This window comes from Blautia sp. St.27G3, assembly GCF_059728505.1.
In genome coordinates this window covers 1,853,660-1,874,167 of record NZ_BAAGFO010000001.1, presented here as the reverse complement: position 1 = coordinate 1,874,167, position 20,508 = coordinate 1,853,660, and the positions used below count along the sequence as shown (strand labels likewise).

The window sequence follows — 20,508 nt, the reverse complement described above, 5'->3', positions numbered from 1 at the left end:
ATAAGATTTATGACTGTAAAACAGTTAAGGAATAAATTAAAAAATCTTCCGGAAAATGCTGTCGTAACGATTCCGAACAGTAACATGTATAATAATGGAGATTATGATATTGATTTGGTTCAATATTGGGAGGAAGATAATCAAGTATGTCTTGAATCTCATTATAAAAAGAATTATTCAAAAAATTTTTAGAATAAGGAGGATAAGAATTTATGACTATCAATGAGTATCAAAAGGAAGCAATGAGAAGTGTAAACCCGGAGTCACTGAATGATCCAGTGAAAGGTTTGAGCAACACGGCACTTGGTTTATGTGGAGAATCTGATGAGGTTGCTGATATGGTGAAGAAGCATCTGCATCAGGGGCATGAGTTGGACAAGGAGCATCTGGCTAAGGAACTTGGCGACGTGACCTGGTATCTGGCTCTTGGAGCTACTATCATTGGCTATGAACTGGAAGATATTTTACAAATGAATATTGACAAGCTTCGTAAGAGGTATCCGGACGGATTTGATTCTCAGAAAAGTCAGCACCGGGAAAAAGGGGGATGAATAAGTGGCTAATAATTTAAGAAAAAACGCAGAAGGCTATTCAGATCCGACAGCCTACGAAGCGATTAAGAGCGCTGATGCGGACGATGAGAGATTTCATAAGTTGCTGAACACAATTTTTACAATCTGTGAGTTGTCTGGATTTCATCTTGAAGAGAGGATTGTTCTCAAAGATACCCAGTCTGGAAAGGTTTGGAGGTAAAAGATGATTAAAAAAGTATGTATACTGGCTTCTTTATCACAGAAGTCAGATATTGAAGAAGCTGTGGCGTATTATAAATCACAGGGATATATTGTTGATTATCCAACCGAACAGCGTGATAAGACATTGTTTGAGATTGACTATGATTATATTTGTCGAATTGCTAAGGCGGGTATGGTTGTGGCTATTCCTAAGTATGAGGGAGGATTTGGTGAATCGGTTACATACGAGCTGGCTGTTGCAAAATACTTGGGCATACCAAGGGCGCAATACGATCCGGTTAAAAGAGAACGAATTTGGAGGTGAGATTCATGAGCGGTGCTGTTAGAGAAACAATGTGTACCAGTTGCATACATAGAGAGGTGTGTTTATACAAACAGACATACCTTGAGTATTTGAGGGCATGTGAGAAGATGTATGAAGATTATCCGGATGATATTTCTTCTTTTATTGAGGAGAGTGACCCAAACTGTATCCATTATAAGAAGAAATCGGACGTAAATTTGCGGTAATTTTGGCGTCCGTACCAGTCTTTTCAGCCGGACAAACTCTAATCTAGGTTAAAAAATTCTGGTCAAATCCTGTTTTTAAAAGTGGGCTTTTGGCCAGAAAAAGTGGGCAGAGGAGAAAATTGTGAAGATTTGGTCGAAAATTATGGAACTTTTACGGACAATTTTTACAAATTTTGGCCATTTTTTGCCCACTTTGCCCACTTTTTTTGAAAAGTGACCAGGCACTTTGGCCAGCAAGAATGCCCATTTTATGCGGGTTTGAGGGCTGTTTGCCCACTTTCCCACTTTTTTTCTCAAACTATTATGATAAAAATATTTAATAATATTATAAATAGGGCAGGAAAAAGTGGGCATTTGACCAGAGAGCAAGAAAGGAGGTTCTTATGAGAGAAAAAATCACATGGCATGACATTTATAAAGATTTTAAGATTCGATTGCCGAATTTATCAAAAAGAGCAACGTATTGGAAACCGAGAGGGTATCTCTCTATTACGGTATATCTTGAGGACGGTTCCCAGATGGCTTATGACTACCTGTACAAGAAAGCATCTTTCGTTGCGATGTCGCAGACTGCCTTAGCATAAAATTGTCAATCTGTCAATAGGATATTTAAAAACCTGTTTATTTTTTGCTTGGGTTGTGGTATACTGTAGCTGTGACACAATTTCACAAATCTCGTTTAAGGGAAACCACTTTTGGCAAAGGGTGTTTTCTCTCTTTACTTATGCCTTAGACGGGATGAGATTGTGTCGCAACAATGGGAGATTCACTTTTGCAGGTGCGTCTCTACATTGGGGCGCACTTTTTATTTGCGCAGAAGTATTTGAAAGCGTTTTGGAGGTATTGAACATGAGTAATGCTGAGGTGATTCCGTTTGGTGGTTTTGAGATTGAAATATTCGAGGACAACATCGACTTTTCAAACAGAAAAGATTTAATAAAGCTGGAATTAACATCAAGTCAAAAAATGCACACCAGTGCTTTATTGAATGCGGCTCCATCTCTGGCGGCTATCGGAACAAAAAATGCCTGTGTGTTGCATCTGCCGGACGGTATTACTACTTCCGATTTGATGAAATACGGGAATGGTGGTTTGGGAAATATATATTACGGACCAGATGGAAAAATTGCCGGACAGGCGCCGCTAGAGTTGTTAGGTAAGCAACAAGTTATAATGGGCGCATTTACAGCAATGTCCATAGCATCCGGGCAATACTTCCTTTCCGAGATAAATAGCAATTTGACAGCCATCAATCAAAAAATTGATAAGATTCTCGAATTTCTATATGGAGATAAAAAAGCAGAATTGATATCTGAAGTGAGCTTTGTCAATTTTGCATTTCAAAATTACGGCTCAATCATGGAGTGCGACCATCAAAGAACTGCAACAATCATCAGTCTTCAAGGAGCCAGGAAAGTTGCAATGAAGGACATCGAATTTTATATGTCTGATTTGGATTCCCTTGTTAAAGCAAAAGACACACCGGATTTGAATTCAATCATCGGGAAAGCGTTCCAGATTAAAGATTGTCTTCAACTGGCTATACAGTTATATTGTATGAGCAATATACTTGAGGTTGCTTATTCACAAAATGGAAACATATTATACCATGAGTATGTCGAAAAAGATATCCTGTCATACATTGACAAATATGAGAAGCGGATGTTATCCAATTTTTCGGCAATACAAATGTACATCAAAACGTATAAAGGAAATCTGTTAAAAAAGATTGATAAAACTGTTTATGAAAAACAGGTAGAAGAATTTGTTGATTCGTTAGGAAACGGAGAGGAATTTATTAGACGTAAGCCGTTGCAGTCTTTTTTGCAGTCTTTCCAAAAAGAATCTGCATTTGTTTTGGATATGGAAGGAAACGCTTATTTAAAAACAGCATAAAAGTCTTTAGTCGAAAGGAGACAAAATAATATGAGTAGAAAAAGTGGAGGTAAGAAAAAGAGAAGTACAGCAGGATTGATTCTGGACGTGATACTGGTTTTTGCAACTGGTGGTCTTTGGCTCATCTGGATATTGGTGAGGTATCTCAGGAACAACAGCTAAGCAATAAAAACAAAATATAGAAAATATTCGAGAGTCGTGTAACAGCGGCTCTTTTCTTTTGCTATTTTTTAGTTCGCAAAAAAAACATGCCCTTTTATGAGGAGAGAGATTAAAATAGGCATTTTTAAATGCTTGTTCTTTCTCTTTTGTATTTATCAAAATGAAAGGAGGTCCTGTTATGTTGGAGAGCAAATTCCAAGCACAACTGATTCAGGAACTTAAAAAAATGTTTCCTGGGTGCATCGTAACAAAACTCGACCCGGATCACATTCAGGGTATACCAGATTTGCTCATCCTTTATAAAGACAAATGGGCTTCTTTGGAATGTAAGCAAAGTGCGAACTCTAAGAAACAGGCAAATCAACCATATTACGTTGAGAAGATGAACGAGATGTCTTTCTCAAGATTCATCTATCCTAAAAATAAGGAGGAAGTGTTACATGAACTTCAACAATCATTCAATTCTTGAAGGGCAGCACGCTTTTCTTGGAGCAAGCAAATATCATTGGATTAACTACGATGAAAACAAAGTGGCGGAGTCGTATGTAAAATTCTTGGCAACCCAAAAAGGAACTGTACTTCACGAGTTTGCGGCTCAGTGTATCAGGCTTGGGCAGAAACTTCCGAAGTCGAAAAAAACTTTGAATATGTATGTAAATGATGCCATCGGCTATAAGATGACTCCGGAACAGATTCTGTATTATTCAGAGAACTGTTTCGGAACAGCAGACAGCATCGCATTCAGAAACGGGTTGTTGAGAATCCACGATTTGAAGACTGGAACTATTAAAGCCCACATTGAGCAGCTTATGATCTACGCTGCTCTTTTTTGTTTGGAGTATAAAGTGAAACCGGCGGAGATTGATATTGTATTGTGTCTGTACCAGAACAATGAAATTGAAATTCATGCTCCGGAAACCGACGAGATTGTTCCGATTATGGACAAGATTGTCACATTTGACAAAGTAATTAAAAAAGTAAAAGAACAGGAGGGGTAAGCCATGAACCAAGTTGTGGAAGAAATGAAAGATATTCTAATGCACTACGGAACACCACGACATTCTGGACGTTACCCCTGGGGAAGTGGGGAAAATCCGTATCAGAGAAATGGTGATTTTTTGAGTCGTGTTGATGAACTGAAAGGACAAGGACTCAGCGACACAGAAATTGCCAAAGCTATGGGTTTGACCACAACCCAGTTCCGAACACAGCGGTCTTTAGCCAAAGACGAGAGGAGAGCTTTGGAGGTTGAGAGAGCAAAAGCGCTTCAATCAGATGGTTACAATCCGAGCGAGATTGCAAGAATGATGGGATACAACAGTGAGTCTTCTATTCGTTCTCTTTTGAACTCAGATTCGGAAGCCCGTATGAATCTGGCCAGAGTAACTGCTGAAAATTTAAAACGACAAGTTGACGAACACGGTATGATTGCAATTAGTGCCGGAACAGAACGATACTTAGGAGTCTCAAGAGAAAAACTCGAAGAGGCTCTTTACATTTTGGAGCTTGATGGATATAACCATTTCGGTGGTGGTGTTCCGCAGGTAACAAATAAAGGGCAGCAGACAAATATCAGAGTTCTTTGTCCTCCTGATACACCTTATAAGGAAATCACCAGAACCTATACCGATAAGAACGGCGAAGTTCATGAGAAAATTACAAAGGTATCGAGTGCTATCTATGACTTTGACAAGATCCATCCTTTGGAAGAAGTCTGCGATAGCATTTCTTATGATGGCGGCGATAGTTTCCAGAAAGGTTTTCATTATCCGGAGAGCATGAGTTCTAAAAGAATTCAGATCGTCTATGCTGAAGACGGTGGAACAAAGAAAGATGGTGTTATTGAGATTCGCAGAGGCGTGGATGATTTATCGCTCGGTGATGCTCATTATGCACAGGTAAGAATCCTTGTTGACGGAACACATTATTTGAAGGGTATGGCGATGTATGCTGATGACCTGCCAGATGGTGTGGATGTTCGGTTTAACACGAATAAGAAAGAAGGAACTCCTGTTTGCGGCCCAAAAGATAACACTGTTTTGAAAACAATCAAAAAAGATCCTAATAACCCATTCGGTTCTTTGATTAAGGAACATGGCGGGCAAAGCTTTTATGATGACCCAAATGGCAAATTTACCGATCCAAAAACCGGTAAAAAACAGTCTCTTTCTCTAATCAACAAACGTGCAGAAGAAGGAGATTGGGGAGATTGGGACGATAAGTTACCATCGCAGTTTCTTTCTAAGCAGAGTATGAAGCTTATCAAGAGACAGTTGAGTTTGACGATGGCCGATGCTCAGGCAGAGTATGATGAGATTTGTTCCTTGACCAATCCAACAGTAAAGAAAGTTTTGTTGCAGTCTTTTGCTGATGATTGCGATGCGGCAGCAGTACATCTGAAAGCAGCATCTCTTCCGAGACAGAAATACAAAGTCATTCTTCCAATCACTTCGATGAAAGATGATGAAGTCTATGCACCGGGTTACGAGAACGGCGAGAAAGTAGCTCTTATCAGATTCCCTCATGGTGGAACTTTTGAAATCCCTGTGCTCACTGTAAACAACAAACAGGCGGAAGCAAAGAGCAAGCTCGGTCTTGCCAAAGATGCTGTCGGTATCAATAGTAAGGTTGCAGAGAGACTTTCCGGAGCAGATTTCGATGGCGATACTGTAATGGTGGTTCCTACTGGTAAAGGTGTGAAGATTACTTCCACTCCACCGTTAAAGGGATTGGAAGGATTTGATGGTAAGCTTGAGTATGGACACGATTCTACGAAGACAGACCCGGATGGAACTGTTCATTACTACCGCAATGGCAGAGAATTTAAGCCTATGAAGAATACTCAGACTGAAATGGGTATCATTTCTAATCTGATTACAGACATGACTTTAAGAGGCGCTAAAGAAGAGGAGCTTGCTAAAGCCGTTCGCCACAGTATGGTTGTAATCGATGCGGAAAAGCATGGTCTCGACTACAAACAGAGTGAAAGAGATAATGACATTGCATACCTGAAGAAGACTTATCAGGGAACAACAGATGTGAACGGCCGTTATCATGAGGGAGCTGCAACCCTGATTTCAAGATCAAAGTCTCAACAGGAAGTTCTTAAACGTAAGGGAAGTCCAAAAGTCAATCAGAAAGATAAGGATTGGTATGACCCAAGCAAATCAGAGGGGGCTTTAATCTGGAATTCTGTAAAGGAAGAGTATACTGACAAGAATGGCAAGGTTAAGGTAAGAACACAGAAGAGTACAAAGATGGCTGAAGTTGATGATGCCCGTCTCCTTATCTCTGATGCGGATACCCCCCAGGAAAGAGCTTATGCTGAGTATGCAAACCAGAGAAAAGACCTCGCCAACAAGGCACGTCTGGAGATTATCAACACTGGTAAGATAGCCTACTCCGCTTCGGCTAAGGCCACCTATAAGGAAGAAGTGGACGGTATGCTTGCTGATTTGAACATAGCCCTACGTAACGCACCTAAAGAGACTCAGGCCCAGCTTATCGCCAATTCTAAAGTGAATGCTATGAAGAAAGCGAATCCTGATATGACAACAAAAGAAATAAAGAAGGCCAGCCAACAGGCGCTTACAGAAGCCCGTATCCAGATGGGTGCAGAAAGAATCAAGATACCTCTCGATGAAAAGAGATGGGAGGCTATACAGGCGGGAGCTATCAGTGAAAGCCAGCTTATCAAGATTCTTAACAATTCTGACATTGATGAGGTTCGTCAATATGCAACACCTCGTAGCACATCAACACTCAGCCCCGCTAAAGTTAGTAAGATTGAAGCAATGCAGGCGTCTGGTAACTACAGTATTGCGGAGATAGCTCAAGCTGTTGGTGTATCATCCTCTACAGTATCCAAATACTTGAAATGAAAGGAGTGAATAAGGATTCATGGGTAGAGTTGGATTAACGACAGTTGACAATCCTTATGATCCATTTGAACAGTTCACTTCTTGGTTTCTGTTCGATGAGGAAAAGGGTTATCATTCGACGTCGTATCTTGGAAGAATTGCTCGAACTTCTGACGAACTCTCTGATGAAGAGAACAATCTTGAAGTAGAAAGAGCGATTGACGAGATAATTAAGTATGATTTCAGGAACATTTATCGAAAGGTTAGAGAAAAAGCATCGGCTGTTTAGCATTAACTGCGTCATCAATGGTCAGGCTTTAATCAATCTTTCGGTCAGTAACTAATGATTTACACTGAAACTTTCCTTTGCTTTGTTTCGTCTGCTTTGCTGGAAAGAAGAATTTCACTTTGTTTCGTTTTGCCTTTCAGCATTAGCAAAGATTGGGTTTGACTGCCAATTTAATGGCTAACAAAGCTTGAATTGCGGTTAAAAGCATAAACAAAAAGAAAGTTTTTGGTATTAAAAACACATTTTCGCTACAAAAAACAACACAAAACAATTTTCAACAAAATTTTTAAGACTGCCACATCACCTTACTTTTTAAGGCATAGGGGGAGGGTCGCAAAAACAGCACCCCCTCTCTCATCGCGGCGGTCTTTGTTTTTTCTCCGGGGGAATTTTTTGGGTTTGGCTTTGGTTTTTGTGTGGCTCTTGAAGGAGCTTCCAGGGCTAGGCTTCCTCCTGCGGCTGTGGATATTCTCTCCTTTCGGTTTTCTCCTTTCGGATTGAATAAGAACTGGTCTTGGGAGTTCCTTCAAAAGTCACACAATAGGTTATCAAAACCATTTCAAAACTCCCGGAGAGTAAAAAGAAACTACATAACTTCTGAATGAGAGGAGGCGGCAAGGATGGGTAAAGCCAAGGCTGTAAGCTCTTCTGATTCTTCGAGAAGAATGCGACCGGCTTTATCACCGGAAGCCAGAGAGAACCAAATGATATCTTTGGCTATTGATCTTGCTGAGAGACAGTTGATGGAAGGTACTGCTTCTTCTCAGGTCATAACGCATTACTTAAAGTTGGGGTCAACAAAAGAACGGATCGAAAAAGAGATTCTCGAAAAGCAGAAGGACTTGATAGAAGCAAAAACACAATCTCTTCAATCTGCTAAGAGGATTGAGGAAATGTATAGTGAAGCAATGAAGGCATTTCGGAGTTACAGTGGGCAGGGAGATTTCGAGCCTGATGATTAAAACATATTCAGAGCTTATCCGGATACCAACTTTTGAAGAACGTTATCAATATCTCCGTCTTTTGGGAACTGTTGGGGAAGAAACGTTTGGTTTCAAGAGATGGCTCAATCAGGAATTTTACCATTCAAGAGAATGGCAAAGATTTCGTAATGAGATTATCTTTCGTGACAATGGATGCGACTTGGGTGTTGATGGATTTGAAATCTTTGGTTCTATCATTATTCATCATATCAACCCAATAACCTATGAGGATATTGTCAACAACAACCCATGTGTATTCGATCCGAATAATGTCATTTGCACAAAGCACACCACGCATAACGCCATTCACTATGGCGATCAAAATCTTCTAAGCAGACCCCCAGTTGAAAGAACGAAAAATGATACATGCCCTTGGAGGCATTAAGAAAAGGAGAACAATTATGAATAATGAAAAACTTGCTGGTATGAAAATTGGTGAGCCGGTTATCGGACATGTTGTCGATTGCAGCAAACTCAATGTCCGTAAAGAGCCGGATGAAGATGCTGAGATTCTCGGCACTATACCGGCCGGAGCAGAAGTGATGATTGACGAAAGCGAATCCACCGGTGATTTCTACAATGTCTGCGCTGCCTCAGGATTTGAGGGATTCTGCATGAAGCGATTTATCGCAGTCAAGGCGTAAAGGAGTGAGATTATGGAGGAGAGTATACTGACATCAATCAAGAAACTTCTCGGAATCGCAGAAGAGTATAAACAGTTCGATGCTGACATTATTATGCACATCAACTCGGTGTTTTCAATCTTAACTCAGCTTGGTGTCGGACCCTCCAATGGCTTTTCGATTCAGGATGAAGATAGAGGATGGCATGATTTTATCGGCGAAGACAATAAGATCGAGATGGTAAAAAGCTATATACATTTAAAGGTTAAACTTCTTTTCGATCCGCCGCTCAGTTCTGCGGTTATTGAAGCGATGAACCAAATGATTAAAGAATTAGAATGGCGGCTAAATGTTGCGGTCGATCCATCGGAACAGTAAAGGAGGTAATTCAAAATGGCTAATAGTGAACTTTATCATCATGGGGTATTAGGCCAGAAATGGGGCGTTCGCCGTTATCAGAATAAGGATGGTAGTTTGACAGCGGCTGGAAGAAACCGTAAAACAAATACTGAATCAGAACAACGGGAACGGAATACCAAACTTGTGAAAAGAGTTGCGGCTGCTACGATTATGACGGCTACTGTTGCGGCTGGAACAGTGTATGCGGCAAAGCATCCCGAAAAGATAGCGAGTGTGGTAAATAAGGTAAAGAGCATCAAGATGAAAGACCTTTCCCAGCAAGCCGTTGAAAAAGGTAAAAATTATGTTAAGACGGCTATCAAGGAAGCATCTACCGGTGTTAAAGAGGGGGTAAAAGAAAGTATCAAGGAAGCTCCTAAGAAAGCAACAAAGGCGATCATAACCGGAGCTGTTTTAAATCAGGCGAAACGTGCGCTTGATAAGGCTGTCGGAGAAGACGAATCAACCAGAATTTTCCAGGCAAATGATAATAAAAAGATTGGGAAGTTTTGGAAAACAAATAGCGATTAAAGGAGAATAAGTTTATGGCGTTATCGAATACTGCCGTTCCAAAATATTACGGCATGTTTCGAGATGCCGTGCTTAGAGGCAAAATCCCAATCTGTCGCGAGATAGAGTTGGAAATGAACCGAATTGACGAGTTGATTGCAGACCCCGGAATTTATTATGACGATGAAGCTGTCGAAGGATGGATTCGATATTGTGAGGGGGAGCTTACGCTTACGGACGGTTCAGACCTTGTTCTGCTTGATTCATTCAAAGTATGGGCGGAACAGATTTTTGGATGGTATTACTACGAAGAAAGAAGCATCTACGAACCAAACCCCGATGGACATGGCGGTCACTATGTTAATAAATGGATAAAGAAGCGTCTTATCAACAAGCAGTATCTTATCGTTGGGAGAGGTGCTTCCAAATCATTATACGAATCCTGTCTTCAAAGTTACTTTCTCAACATTGACACATCGACAACATATCAGATGACTACTGCCCCTACCATGAAACAGGCAGAAGAAATAATGTCGCCAATACGGACATCCATTACCCGTTCGAGAGGTCCGCTGTTTTCTTTCCTTACAGAAGGCTCTTTGCAAAATACCACTGGTTCGAAAGCAAACCGTGTGAAGCTCGCTTCCACTAAAAAGGGAATTGAGAATTTCCTGACAGGTTCGCTTCTCGAAATCCGTCCAATGTCAATCGACAAGCTTCAGGGCATGAGACCAAAGCTCGCAACGATTGACGAATGGCTTTCCGGGGATGTGAGGGAAGATGTTGTCGGTGCTATCGAGCAGGGGGCATCCAAAGTTGATGACTACCTTATTGTTGCGGTGAGTTCCGAGGGTACGGTTCGTAACGGAAGCGGCGATACAATCAAAATGGAGTTGATGAAGATCCTGAAAGGGGAGTATCGCGATATCCATACTTCCATATGGTGGTATAAGCTGGATTCCGTTGACGAAGTCGGTAATCCTGATATGTGGCAAAAGGCAAACCCTAATCTCGGTGTTACCGTCAGCTATGACACGTATCAGAGAGATGTGGAAAGAGCTGAAAATGCTCCTGCGGCGAGGAACGACATTCTTGCAAAACGTTTTGGTCTTCCGATGGAAGGGTATACATATTACTTTACATATGAAGAAACTCTTCCACATCGTAAGCGGGAATACTGGCAAATGCCCTGTTCTTTGGGTGCAGACTTATCAAGAGGTGATGATTTCTGTGATTTCTCATTTCTCTTCCCACTTTCTGGTGGCGCATTCGGTGTCAAAACAAGAGCTTATATTTCTGAACTGACTCTTATGAAACTTCCGGCAGCATTAAGAATCAAATATGACCAATTCATAAAAGAAGGCAGTCTTATCGTTATGGAAGGCACTGTTCTGGATATGCTGCTTGTTTACGAAGATCTTGACGAGTATATTGTCAAGAGCGGATATGACATTCGTTGCTTTGGGTACGATCCGTATAATGCAAAAGAGTTCGTTGAGAGATGGGCTTCTGAAAATGGACCATTCGGAATCGAGAAAGTGATTCAGGGAGCAAAAACAGAATCAGTTCCTTTGGGTGAGTTGAAGAAGCTATCTGAGGAACGGATGTTGCTGTTTGACGAAGAACTGATGACTTTCTGCATGGGAAATTGTATCACACTGGAAGATACCAACGGGAACAGAAAATTGTATAAGAAACGTGGTGACCAGAAGATTGATGCGGTTGCGGCGATGATGGATGCATATATAGCGTATAAACTTAACAGGGATGCTTTTGAGTAGTATTTGATGAAATAACGGAACCGGTATCGGTTCTTTTTTTTTTTTGCCTAAAAACTGATAGGGAGGTGAGTGCGTTGTCTGAGCTTAAACATCACGGAATCCTCGGAATGAAATGGGGGATTCGGCGAACACCGGCGCAGCTTGGAAATCTTAGCAAGAAGGATTCAACATGGATTGCAAAAAAGAGTGACAAGATTACAGCGCAGGCTGAAAAGAAAACTTCAAGGGAACTTAACAGATATGCTAACGAGCTGCTGAAGAACCCTGATGCGGTTACAAAATCAGGTAAGCTGAGCGCTACAACTGTAACAGCATATAACCGGAAGAAAGCTGAGCTTATGAGTCAATCGGTATCAAGTTTACGTTCTCCGTCTGGCAAAGTCGTTCAGTTTGTAGCGAAGCGTGGAGAAGTAGGAGTTATGATGGCACTCGCCGACGAGGGTTATAACATATCGCAGTTGAAAAACGGAGTATGGTCATCCGGAAGAGTGGCTTATAAGAAAACCGTTTTGGATAAAGCATAGGGGGTGATCATAAATGGAATTTGCATTTGGTTCCAGGCTGAAACATGCTTGGAACGCTTTTACAAGCAATAAAGACCCAACGAGGGCTTATATGAATATAGGCAGCGGTTACGGATACAGACCGGACCGTCCGAGGTTCTCTATGGGGAATGAACGGTCAATCGTTACTTCTGTTTTCAATCGGATTGCGCTGGACGTGGCGGCGATAGACATAAAGCATGTCCGGTTGGACAAAAACGGGCGGTTTCAAGAAACCATCAATTCGCCTCTTAACAACTGTTTGTCATTAGAGGCAAATCTGGATCAGACTGGTAGGGCATTTATACAGGATGCGGTTATGTCGTTGTTGGATGAAGGGTGTATTGCTCTTGTTCCAACGGATACAGATGACGATCCGGAAGACGGACTGCCGGGTTCTGTTGATATTGATTCTCTCAGGGTTGCCAAGATACTGGAGTGGTATCCCGCTCATGTGCGGCTTCGTGTATACAATGAGCAGACTGGGGAAAAAGAGGATATTACTCTTCCGAAACGATTTGTCTGCATAATTGAGAATCCTCTTTATGCCGTAATCAATGAGCCGAACTCGACTATGAAACGCTTGATAAGAAAATTAAGTTTACTGGATGTGACAGATGAACAAACGGCTTCCGGTAAGCTCGATTTAATTATTCAGCTTCCATATGTAATTAAGACAGAGGCTAGGAGAGTACAGGCAGAAAACAGGAGGAAGGATATTGAGCGGCAGTTAGCCGGCTCCAAATACGGAATCGCTTATACGGATGGTACGGAGCATATTACTCAGTTGAACCGTTCTCTTGAGAATAATCTCATGAAGCAGATCGAGTATTTGACCTCTCTGTTATTTAGTCAGCTCGGCATTACCCAGAGCATTCTTGATGGTACTGCTGACGAAAAGACAATGCTCAATTATTACAGCAGAACGATAGAACCTATTGTGTCGGCTATTGTGGATGAAATGAAGAGGAAGTTTCTCACAAAAACAGCTCGGTCTCAGAAGCAGGACATTATGTATTTCAGAGATCCGTTCAAGCTTGTTCCGGTAGACAGCATTGCTGAGATTGCTGACAAGTTTACGAGAAACGAAATCATGACATCTAATGAAATCAGGCAGGTCATCGGTATGCGCCCGTCTTCTGATCCAAAAGCGGATACATTGGTGAACAGTAATATCAGCCAACCGAACGAGAGTAATCCGACTGGGCAAAGTCCTCAAACCGATGAACCGGGTGGAGAAGATAGTGAAGAAGATTCCATTGTGAACGATTTGCTCAATAGCTTGGAAGACGAGATAAACTCCATAATCGACGGATATATGTCCGAGGACGATGATGAAGGGGAAGAGGTGGTTGATGATGACGGATAATACAGCAAATCTCCAGCATTATGCCTCTCCGTACTACGATCCCGTCAAAGCACACGAGTATTACATGCAAAATCGCGAGCTGAAAGAACGCCGTTCCGTTCGGAAATTATCCGATGAGGGTAAAAAGTCTGGTCCTATACGAGAAACGAGATTAAGGCTGAGAAAAAGACCAAGGTAGAAGCTGAACAGGAAATAAAAAAGCAGAGGACTGATGAATTTAGAAGTAACGCAAAGGCAATGCGTGAAAGAATTTCGTCTCGTTTGAAAGATCTGAATGAGGCTTTGTCACAAAGGGCTTCATCGAAGAAAAAGGCCATTGACGAAAGGAAGAAATCCGATTTGGATGAGATAACGGCTGAAACTGAGAAAAAGAAACAGCGGGTGGAAGCGAAAAAAGAGTCGGAAATCGAAAAGCTTATGAGCGTCCCTATTCCTGAGGGTCTTTCTAAAGCGGAAAAGTCCAAACGGATTGCGGAAAGGAATGAAAAAATCGCAAAGCTTCGTTCGGATGCCAAGTCGGAAAAGGATAAGTTAAGCGACCGCTCCAATTCTGATAAGGGCGATGTCCGAAACACGGCGACGAACAAAAAACAGCGGGTTACGGAAGACACCAAAGCCGAAAGGTCGAGCAATTCTTCTAATGCTTCAGCGGAAAGGCAGCAGGTCAGCAATGATCTTAAAACGGCTATTGCGGCGGCAAGAGAAGCTTATAAAGCGGCAAAGGAATCTATTGACCAAACATACGAGGAAATTTACCAGAGGGAGTTTGACAGGATTGCAGCCGAAATGCCTAAAGTGTCTAAACGTAAGAAAAGTAAGAAAAAGTCAAGTAAAAAGAAATGAAGGAGGTAATTCAAAATGGTAAAGTGCGATTTTAGTGGATGGGCCACTAGAAACGATTTGCGCTGTGCCGATGGACGAATTATCCGGAAAGATGCTTTCAAAGGACAGAACGGAAAAACGGTCAGTCTTGTTTGGAATCATCAGCATAGTTCTCAGGATAATGTACTCGGCCACGCATTGCTTGAAAACAGGGAAGAAGGCGTGTATGCCTACTGTACTTTCAATGAAACAGAATCCGGCAAGACTGCCAAAGAATTGGTACAGCATGGCGACGTGGTTTCTCTGTCAATTTGGGCAAATCAGTTGAAACAGACAGGACATGATGTTGTTCATGGTGTTATCCGTGAGCTTAGTCTTGTTCTTGCTGGTGCAAATCCCGGTGCGTTCATTGATACAGTGATGGTTCACGGAGTAGAAGCAGAGGATGAAATGATTATCAATTACGATGAAAATATTATGCTCTATCATTCCGCTGATGACCCGGAGAAAGAGAAGAAAGGAGAGCCTCAGGAAGCTAAAAAGGAAAAGGAAGAGGAAAAGGAGAAGAAAGAAGAAAAGAAAGATCCGGAAACAAAAACCGACGATGATGAGACAGTCGGCGATGTATGGAACACCATGACGGAAAAGCAGCAGAATGCTGCGTATGCGATGATCGCTGCGGCTTTGGAGGAAAAAGAAGAGCTGGGTGACGATGATGAAAACAATAAAGGAGGTAACAAAACTATGAAACATAACGTATTTGACCAGGGAGCTGTTCAGGAGAGCACTTTCCTCAGCCATGCCGACCAGGTGGATATTATCAACCTTGCCAAGAGCAACAGCGTAGGCTCTTTGCGTACAGCTCTCAACATTTATCTGGAACAGAACAGAGAGACTTTGGAGCACAGCGGCATGGATGTCGATGATGTTCTGGCTCATGGAATCACCGACATTGAGAAACTGTTCCCTGAATTCAGGGATGTACGCCCCGGCGCTCCCGAGAGAATTACCCGCGATCAGGGATGGGTTACTTCGGTAATGAGCAAGGCTTACAAGACTCCGTTCAGCCGTATCCGTACCCGCCAGATGGATGCCCGTTCTGATGAGCTTCGTGCGAGAGGTTACAAGAAAGGCTCCAAGAAAGAGGAGCGCGGTAACATGACCCTGTACAACAGAACCACAGACCCGCAGACCGTTTTCGTAAAGGACAAGCTGAACCGGGACGACATTGTCGATATCACGGACTTCGAGGTTGCCGATTACATCTATCAGGATATGCGCGAGAAGCTGAACGAGGAGATCGCTATTGCAATCATGGTCAGTGACGGGAGAATCCCCGGTGCCGAGGGCAAGATTGACGAGACACATATCCGTCCGATCTGGGGAGATGACGAGTTCTTCACGATGCACGTTGACATTGATCTCAATGGCGCAAAAACCGAGCTTCAGGGTACGAATACCGGCGCCAATTTCAGTGAGAACTATATCTATGCAGAAGCGATCATTCGTGCGGCCCTCTATTCCAGAGAGAAGTACAAAGGGACTGGCCAGCCTGATTTCTACTGCACGCCTCATCTCGTGAACATCATGCTGCTTGCCAGAGACATGAACGGCCGCCGTATCTATGACACAGTTGCGGATTTGGCAAAGGCTCTGAATGTCGGGGAGATCCACACGGCTGAGCAGTTCGATGGTCTGACCAGAGAGACTTCCGATAAGAAGACAAAGGAGCTTCTCGGAATCTTTGTGAATATGGCTGACTATACCATCGGCTCCACCAAGGGCGGCGAGATCACCAGATTCAACCAGTTCGATATCGACTTCAATCAGGAGAAGTATCTGCTGGAGACAAGGCTGTCCGGTGCTTTGACGAGGTATCGTTGTGCAATCGCATTGGAAAAGGATGTGACCGATGAGGTTGTTGCCGGTTGATCCACAGACATTCAAAATGGTGTAAATTGATGAACCTCTTAGGTTCTTTTTTTATGCCTAAAAACGGAGGAAATGAGCAATGAAGTTTTACGGACCGATTGGCTATGCTGAGACAGTTGAAACCAAGCCCGGCGTGTGGGAGGAACAGATTACGGAGCGCATGTACTACGGTGATGTGACCCGCAATACGCGTCGGCTTCAAAGTTCTGAAACACTCAACGATGATATCAACGTTGCAAACGAAATCAGCATAGTCGCCGATCCGTTTGCCAATGAACATTTCTATTCGATGCGGTACGTTGGGTTTATGGGTGCTAAATGGAAAATTTCAAATGTTGAAGTTCAGTATCCAAGACTTATTTTAACCATAGGGGGTGTTTACAATGATGGATAGACGGCTTCTGTTTCACGAGGTACTGTGTGAAGTTCTCGGAAGTAGGAATGTTTATTTTCAGCCCCCGGAATCCGTTAAGATGTGTTACCCCGCTATTGTGTATGCTCGGAATGGCATCAAACCTACATATGCAAATAACGGGGTTTACTTATCTCAAATGGAATATTCAGTAACGGTAATAGACAAAGATCCGGATAGTCCTATCGTCGGCAAAGTAGCTTTGTTGCCTACCAGTAAATTTAACCGGCATTACGAGAAAGACAATCTGAATCATGATGTCTACACAATATTCTTTTAAGGAGGACAAAATCTATGAAACTTGAATGGGATAAAACTGGTGAACGCTTGTATGAAACAGGCGTGGATCATGGCGTTCTTTATCCGATCCAGACGGGCGGAGTTTACACAAAAGGCGTTCCGTGGAATGGTTTGAGCGCAGTAACAGAGAGTCCGTCCGGTGCGGAGGCTTCTCCCGTATATGCGGATAATATTAAGTATCTGAACCTCATGTCTGTTGAGGAGTTCGGGGCTACTGTCGAGGCATATACATATCCGCCTGAGTTCGCGGAATGCGATGGCTCTGTTGAGATTGTTCCTGGTATGTTTGCCGGGCAGCAGAACAGAAAGATGTTCGGTATGGCATACAGAACTATCCTTGGCAACGATGTTGATAACAATGACTACGGCTATAAGCTGCATCTGATCTACGGTGCTTTGGCAGCCCCTTCCGAGAAAGGTTATGGCACTATCAACGACAGTCCGGAACCGATTTCAATGTCCTGGGAGCTGACCACCACCCCGGTAGCGATTAACACCGTGATTGATGGCAAGAAGCTGAAACCTACAGCCTGCCTGACTTTTGACTCCACGAAGTTTGACAAGGCTTTCATGGCGAAGCTGGAAGATATTCTGTTCGGTACCAATCCTACCACGGAAGATGGCTCCGATGGAACAGAAGCAAGACTTCCTCTTCCGGATGAGATCCTCAAGCTGTATCAGGAGTCTACCGCAGCAGCGGGCTAATCTTACAACTGCATAGTGCAACCAGTAGGGAGTCGTATTCAGGGTGATGGACTGGCGGCTCCCTATTTTATTTGAAAGGAGAAAAAGAACATGTTAAAGAAAACAATACCTTATACAGATTACAACGGTGTGGAAAGAGTTGAGGATTTTTATTTCAATCTCTCCAAAGCAGAATCAATGGAGATGGAGCTGAGTATTCCCGGCGGGCTTACCGGAATGATCCGGCAGATTGTGGCAGCACAGGATGTACCGACTATCATTGCGACTTTCAAGCAGATCATTCTCAAGGCTTACGGCGAAAAGAGTCCGGACGGCCGACGGTTCGTCAAGTCCGAGGAGCTTTCCAAGGCATTTTCGGAGACCGAGGCATACTCCATCCTGTACATGGAGCTGGCTACAGATGCCAATGCAGCGGCTGAATTTGTGAACGGTATCGTACCGAAGGATGCGGATGCTCCTGCGGCACAGCAGCCTGAAAAACCGGCGTTGGCTCCAGTTACAAATTAGAAAACAATGGAGGACTGAGGGATGCTTCGTATTAACATACCGGCTGGCGAGGAGCAATGGGATGAGGTAAACGAAATCTTCATCTATCCAAAAGGACAAACGTTACAGTTGGAGCATTCCCTCGTCTCTCTTTCAAAATGGGAATCCAAATGGTGTAAGCCATTCCTTTCAAAGAAAGAAAAAACTTTTGAGGAAAATCTGGACTACGTTAAATGTATGACAATTACGCCAAACGTAGACCCGGAGGTTTACAGCTATTTGACGAGTTCCAATATTGATGTAATCAATCAGTATATAGATGCTCCGATGACAGCCACAACTTTCAGGGAAGAAAAAACCGGCAAACCAAACAGGGAGCAGGTTACTGCGGAGATTATTTATTACTGGATGATTGCCTTGAATATACCGTTTGAATGCCAGAAATGGCATCTCAACCGTCTGCTGACCCTTATCAGGGTTTGCGACATCAAGAATTCGCCGCCTAAAAAGATGAGTAAACGTGAAATCTTTAAACGCAATTCTGCTCTCAATGCGGCGAGAAAAAAACAGTTAAACACTAGGGGGTGACCTAAATGTCTGAAAAGAAAAGAGGTATAGATATATCCGTCTGGCAGGGAAACATTGATGCCGGACAGATTAAGAATAGTGGGATTGATTTTGTGATTATCCGCGAGGGTTATCGACAGGCAATCGATTCCAAGTTTTTCGACAATGTAAGAAAATGCAAAGAAGTGGGGCTTGCCGTCATGGGAGTTTACCACTTTTCTTATGCTCTGAATACCGAGCAGGCAAAGCAGGAGGCGCGGGCTGCGGTTGCGAATCTCCAGAGAGCCGGGCTTGGTAAAGACACCATTGTATTTTTTGATTTCGAGTATGACACGGTTACAAAGGCTGCGGCCGCTGGCGTGAAACTTGGAAAGACAGAATGTAATTCACACACAAAGGCATTCTGCGAAACGGTAGAGTCTCTTGGATACCGTGCCGGTATCTATTTCAATATTGACTACTATCGTAACTGGTATGACCACGCACTTCTGGATCAATATATCAAATGGTTGGCTGACTGGACTGGCGAAGCGGATTATCCTTGTGATTTTCACCAGTACACCAGTAAGGGAAGTGTCCCCGGAATCAGCGGCAACGTTGATATGAACTACTACTATGAGAAAGAAGATAAGGAGGGAACGATTGTGAGATATTCGAGACAAGCTGTATTAGATGTGGCGAAATCTTGGGTCGGAAAGAACGAATCGGATGGTTCTTATAAAGAAATTATCGATCTCTATAATTCCTTTATCGGAGCATTACCGAGAGGAACCAAGATGCTTTATGAGTGGCCATGGTGTGCTGCTACATGGTCGGCTTTAGCAATTAAACTTGGTTATACGGCAATTATGCCTATTGAAATCAGTTGTTATTATCTCATTGAAGCAGCAAAAAAGATGGGCTGTTGGGTGGAAGATGATGGATATATTCCATCGCCAGCCGATGGGATTTTATATGATTGGGACGATTCTGGTTCTGGAGAAAACACCGGTAATCCGGATCATATAGGAACAGTCGAATATGTTTCCGGTGGATACATCACCGTTATTGAAGGAAACTACAATAACGCTGTAAAACGGCGCACGATTTCCATCAATGGAAAGTATATCAGAGGATTTATTACTCCCAGATATGAAGATAACGAAGTTTCAGCCCCAACCCAGGATGAGAATAAGAGCATCAACACTATTGTGCATGAAGTTATTACTGGACTTTGGGGAGATGGCGAAACTCGTAAAAAGGCTTTGGAGGCAAAGGGATACAACTACGCTGAGATTCAGAGCAGAGTAACTGAAATCTTGAACGGTTCCGTTTCAACTACTCCGAATGTTCCTGCAAGTGGAAAAGTTACTGCAACCGCATACGCGAAGTCTTTCGATAAGAATGTGAGTGGAGTTTATACCGTTTCCGCAAATAGTGGTTTGTACTGTCGCAATGATGCAGGTAAAAATAAGAAGGCTCTGTGCCTGATCCCAAATGGGACGAAGGTTCGATGTTATGGATACTACACGACTTATAACGGAACAAAGTGGCTGTATGTACAATTTGAATTAAATGGAGTTCAGTACACTGGGTTCTGTTCCAGTAATTATCTGAAGAAGTAAG

The 20,508-nt window shown here is 42.7% G+C and carries 27 protein-coding genes; all 27 read left to right on the top strand.

The genetic code is table 11. The features are described from left to right. Positions 1–9: 9 nt before the first annotated feature. The 27 genes from AC6I2O_RS08750 to AC6I2O_RS08620 all read left to right on the top strand — a co-directional run bounded on the left by AC6I2O_RS08750 (position 10) and on the right by AC6I2O_RS08620 (position 20,507). Positions 10–192, top strand: coding sequence for a hypothetical protein (locus AC6I2O_RS08750; protein WP_497742417.1), 183 nt, complete (start codon positions 10–12; stop codon positions 190–192). A 20-nt stretch (positions 193–212) separates the two neighbouring features. Further along, entirely contained in the window at positions 213–551 is a 339-nt protein-coding gene (locus AC6I2O_RS08745; protein ID WP_497742416.1) for a nucleoside triphosphate pyrophosphohydrolase family protein, read from the top strand. Between the two features lie 4 nt (positions 552–555). Then, on the top strand, positions 556–753 hold the full coding sequence (locus AC6I2O_RS08740) for a hypothetical protein (RefSeq protein ID WP_497742414.1): 198 nt from the start codon (positions 556–558) through the stop codon (positions 751–753). Positions 754–756: 3 nt separating this feature from the next. Beyond that, a complete protein-coding gene (locus AC6I2O_RS08735; protein ID WP_288878310.1) occupies positions 757–1,059 on the top strand; it encodes a hypothetical protein in 303 nt (100 codons plus the stop codon). 589 nt (positions 1,060–1,648) lie between these two features. After that, positions 1,649–1,849 carry a hypothetical protein gene (locus AC6I2O_RS08730; protein ID WP_289620668.1) on the top strand — a complete coding sequence of 67 codons (201 nt, stop codon included), beginning with the start codon at positions 1,649–1,651 and terminating at the stop codon, positions 1,847–1,849. Positions 1,850–2,114: 265 nt separating this feature from the next. Beyond that, complete coding sequence (locus AC6I2O_RS08725) at positions 2,115–3,161, top strand: hypothetical protein (RefSeq protein WP_288878313.1); 1,047 nt, start codon at positions 2,115–2,117, stop codon at positions 3,159–3,161. 30 nt (positions 3,162–3,191) lie between these two features. Further along, positions 3,192–3,323 (top strand): hypothetical protein, encoded by a 132-nt coding sequence (locus tag AC6I2O_RS08720; protein ID WP_288878314.1) that lies wholly within the window; start codon positions 3,192–3,194, stop codon positions 3,321–3,323. A gap of 178 nt (positions 3,324–3,501) precedes the next feature. Then, positions 3,502–3,792 (top strand): hypothetical protein, encoded by a 291-nt coding sequence (locus tag AC6I2O_RS08715; RefSeq protein ID WP_290095374.1) that lies wholly within the window; start codon positions 3,502–3,504, stop codon positions 3,790–3,792. Beyond that, complete coding sequence (locus tag AC6I2O_RS08710) at positions 3,764–4,321, top strand: PD-(D/E)XK nuclease family protein (RefSeq protein ID WP_289620669.1); 558 nt, start codon at positions 3,764–3,766, stop codon at positions 4,319–4,321. The genes AC6I2O_RS08715 and AC6I2O_RS08710 overlap by 29 nt, the downstream gene beginning before the upstream one ends. A gap of 3 nt (positions 4,322–4,324) precedes the next feature. After that, a complete protein-coding gene (locus tag AC6I2O_RS08705; protein ID WP_288878317.1) occupies positions 4,325–7,204 on the top strand; it encodes a helix-turn-helix domain-containing protein in 2,880 nt (959 codons plus the stop codon). A 19-nt stretch (positions 7,205–7,223) separates the two neighbouring features. Next, the gene (locus AC6I2O_RS08700; RefSeq protein WP_289225374.1) at positions 7,224–7,472 is read left to right on the top strand and encodes a hypothetical protein; all 249 of its coding nucleotides are present in this window, start codon (positions 7,224–7,226) and stop codon (positions 7,470–7,472) included. A 620-nt stretch (positions 7,473–8,092) separates the two neighbouring features. After that, positions 8,093–8,434: a hypothetical protein gene (locus AC6I2O_RS08695; protein ID WP_288878318.1), complete on the top strand. Its 342-nt coding sequence runs from the start codon at positions 8,093–8,095 to the stop codon at positions 8,432–8,434. Beyond that, on the top strand, positions 8,427–8,840 hold the full coding sequence (locus AC6I2O_RS08690) for a hypothetical protein (protein WP_288878319.1): 414 nt from the start codon (positions 8,427–8,429) through the stop codon (positions 8,838–8,840). Before AC6I2O_RS08695 ends, AC6I2O_RS08690 begins: the two co-directional genes overlap by 8 nt. 16 nt (positions 8,841–8,856) lie before the next feature. Continuing rightward, complete coding sequence (locus tag AC6I2O_RS08685; protein ID WP_289186930.1) at positions 8,857–9,099, top strand: SH3 domain-containing protein; 243 nt, start codon at positions 8,857–8,859, stop codon at positions 9,097–9,099. A 12-nt stretch (positions 9,100–9,111) separates the two neighbouring features. After that, positions 9,112–9,456: a phage head-tail connector protein gene (locus tag AC6I2O_RS08680; RefSeq protein WP_288878321.1), complete on the top strand. Its 345-nt coding sequence runs from the start codon at positions 9,112–9,114 to the stop codon at positions 9,454–9,456. A gap of 15 nt (positions 9,457–9,471) precedes the next feature. Continuing rightward, complete coding sequence (locus AC6I2O_RS08675) at positions 9,472–10,008, top strand: hypothetical protein (protein WP_288878322.1); 537 nt, start codon at positions 9,472–9,474, stop codon at positions 10,006–10,008. A 14-nt stretch (positions 10,009–10,022) separates the two neighbouring features. Beyond that, a complete protein-coding gene (locus AC6I2O_RS08670) occupies positions 10,023–11,768 on the top strand; it encodes a terminase TerL endonuclease subunit (protein WP_288878323.1) in 1,746 nt (581 codons plus the stop codon). A gap of 74 nt (positions 11,769–11,842) precedes the next feature. Further along, positions 11,843–12,292, top strand: a complete 450-nt coding sequence (locus tag AC6I2O_RS08665; RefSeq protein WP_497742412.1) for a DUF7211 domain-containing protein — start codon at positions 11,843–11,845, stop codon at positions 12,290–12,292. 13 nt (positions 12,293–12,305) lie between these two features. After that, on the top strand, positions 12,306–13,679 hold the full coding sequence (locus AC6I2O_RS08660) for a phage portal protein (RefSeq protein WP_288878325.1): 1,374 nt from the start codon (positions 12,306–12,308) through the stop codon (positions 13,677–13,679). Positions 13,680–13,916: 237 nt separating this feature from the next. Further along, positions 13,917–14,522 carry a hypothetical protein gene (locus AC6I2O_RS08655; protein WP_497742411.1) on the top strand — a complete coding sequence of 202 codons (606 nt, stop codon included), beginning with the start codon at positions 13,917–13,919 and terminating at the stop codon, positions 14,520–14,522. Positions 14,523–14,537: 15 nt separating this feature from the next. Further along, positions 14,538–16,433: an HK97 family phage prohead protease gene (locus AC6I2O_RS08650; RefSeq protein WP_288878327.1), complete on the top strand. Its 1,896-nt coding sequence runs from the start codon at positions 14,538–14,540 to the stop codon at positions 16,431–16,433. 79 nt (positions 16,434–16,512) lie between these two features. Continuing rightward, positions 16,513–16,827: a DUF7253 family protein gene (locus AC6I2O_RS08645; protein ID WP_288878328.1), complete on the top strand. Its 315-nt coding sequence runs from the start codon at positions 16,513–16,515 to the stop codon at positions 16,825–16,827. After that, positions 16,817–17,125: a hypothetical protein gene (locus tag AC6I2O_RS08640; protein WP_497742410.1), complete on the top strand. Its 309-nt coding sequence runs from the start codon at positions 16,817–16,819 to the stop codon at positions 17,123–17,125. Before AC6I2O_RS08645 ends, AC6I2O_RS08640 begins: the two co-directional genes overlap by 11 nt. Positions 17,126–17,139: 14 nt before the next feature. Continuing rightward, positions 17,140–17,850, top strand: a complete 711-nt coding sequence (locus AC6I2O_RS08635) for a hypothetical protein (RefSeq protein ID WP_288878330.1) — start codon at positions 17,140–17,142, stop codon at positions 17,848–17,850. 90 nt (positions 17,851–17,940) lie between these two features. Continuing rightward, a complete protein-coding gene (locus AC6I2O_RS08630) occupies positions 17,941–18,357 on the top strand; it encodes a hypothetical protein (RefSeq protein WP_288878331.1) in 417 nt (138 codons plus the stop codon). Positions 18,358–18,378: 21 nt separating this feature from the next. Continuing rightward, the gene (locus AC6I2O_RS08625; RefSeq protein WP_288878333.1) at positions 18,379–18,924 is read left to right on the top strand and encodes a hypothetical protein; all 546 of its coding nucleotides are present in this window, start codon (positions 18,379–18,381) and stop codon (positions 18,922–18,924) included. Between the two features lie 5 nt (positions 18,925–18,929). Then, positions 18,930–20,507 carry a GH25 family lysozyme gene (locus AC6I2O_RS08620; protein WP_288878334.1) on the top strand — a complete coding sequence of 526 codons (1,578 nt, stop codon included), beginning with the start codon at positions 18,930–18,932 and terminating at the stop codon, positions 20,505–20,507. The last annotated feature ends 1 nt before the right edge of the window (position 20,508 follow it).

Bases quoted from the DNA above. Each gene is read 5' to 3' on its own strand.
- AC6I2O_RS08750 (WP_497742417.1), top strand. From the start codon at position 10: ATGACTGTAAAACAGTTAAGGAATAAATTAAAAAATCTTCCGGAAAAT.
- AC6I2O_RS08745 (WP_497742416.1), top strand. From the start codon at position 213: ATGACTATCAATGAGTATCAAAAGGAAGCAATGAGAAGTGTAAACCCG.
- AC6I2O_RS08735 (WP_288878310.1), top strand. From the start codon at position 757: ATGATTAAAAAAGTATGTATACTGGCTTCTTTATCACAGAAGTCAGAT.
- AC6I2O_RS08730 (WP_289620668.1), top strand. From the start codon at position 1,649: ATGAGAGAAAAAATCACATGGCATGACATTTATAAAGATTTTAAGATT.
- AC6I2O_RS08725 (WP_288878313.1), top strand. From the start codon at position 2,115: ATGAGTAATGCTGAGGTGATTCCGTTTGGTGGTTTTGAGATTGAAATA.
- AC6I2O_RS08720 (WP_288878314.1), top strand. From the start codon at position 3,192: ATGAGTAGAAAAAGTGGAGGTAAGAAAAAGAGAAGTACAGCAGGATTG.
- AC6I2O_RS08715 (WP_290095374.1), top strand. From the start codon at position 3,502: ATGTTGGAGAGCAAATTCCAAGCACAACTGATTCAGGAACTTAAAAAA.
- AC6I2O_RS08710 (WP_289620669.1), top strand. From the start codon at position 3,764: ATGAACTTCAACAATCATTCAATTCTTGAAGGGCAGCACGCTTTTCTT.
- AC6I2O_RS08705 (WP_288878317.1), top strand. From the start codon at position 4,325: ATGAACCAAGTTGTGGAAGAAATGAAAGATATTCTAATGCACTACGGA.
- AC6I2O_RS08700 (WP_289225374.1), top strand. From the start codon at position 7,224: ATGGGTAGAGTTGGATTAACGACAGTTGACAATCCTTATGATCCATTT.
- AC6I2O_RS08695 (WP_288878318.1), top strand. From the start codon at position 8,093: ATGGGTAAAGCCAAGGCTGTAAGCTCTTCTGATTCTTCGAGAAGAATG.
- AC6I2O_RS08690 (WP_288878319.1), top strand. From the start codon at position 8,427: ATGATTAAAACATATTCAGAGCTTATCCGGATACCAACTTTTGAAGAA.
- AC6I2O_RS08685 (WP_289186930.1), top strand. From the start codon at position 8,857: ATGAATAATGAAAAACTTGCTGGTATGAAAATTGGTGAGCCGGTTATC.
- AC6I2O_RS08680 (WP_288878321.1), top strand. From the start codon at position 9,112: ATGGAGGAGAGTATACTGACATCAATCAAGAAACTTCTCGGAATCGCA.
- AC6I2O_RS08675 (WP_288878322.1), top strand. From the start codon at position 9,472: ATGGCTAATAGTGAACTTTATCATCATGGGGTATTAGGCCAGAAATGG.
- AC6I2O_RS08670 (WP_288878323.1), top strand. From the start codon at position 10,023: ATGGCGTTATCGAATACTGCCGTTCCAAAATATTACGGCATGTTTCGA.
- AC6I2O_RS08660 (WP_288878325.1), top strand. From the start codon at position 12,306: ATGGAATTTGCATTTGGTTCCAGGCTGAAACATGCTTGGAACGCTTTT.
- AC6I2O_RS08655 (WP_497742411.1), top strand. From the start codon at position 13,917: ATGCGTGAAAGAATTTCGTCTCGTTTGAAAGATCTGAATGAGGCTTTG.
- AC6I2O_RS08650 (WP_288878327.1), top strand. From the start codon at position 14,538: ATGGTAAAGTGCGATTTTAGTGGATGGGCCACTAGAAACGATTTGCGC.
- AC6I2O_RS08645 (WP_288878328.1), top strand. From the start codon at position 16,513: ATGAAGTTTTACGGACCGATTGGCTATGCTGAGACAGTTGAAACCAAG.
- AC6I2O_RS08640 (WP_497742410.1), top strand. From the start codon at position 16,817: ATGATGGATAGACGGCTTCTGTTTCACGAGGTACTGTGTGAAGTTCTC.
- AC6I2O_RS08635 (WP_288878330.1), top strand. From the start codon at position 17,140: ATGAAACTTGAATGGGATAAAACTGGTGAACGCTTGTATGAAACAGGC.
- AC6I2O_RS08630 (WP_288878331.1), top strand. From the start codon at position 17,941: ATGTTAAAGAAAACAATACCTTATACAGATTACAACGGTGTGGAAAGA.
- AC6I2O_RS08625 (WP_288878333.1), top strand. From the start codon at position 18,379: ATGCTTCGTATTAACATACCGGCTGGCGAGGAGCAATGGGATGAGGTA.
- AC6I2O_RS08620 (WP_288878334.1), top strand. From the start codon at position 18,930: ATGTCTGAAAAGAAAAGAGGTATAGATATATCCGTCTGGCAGGGAAAC.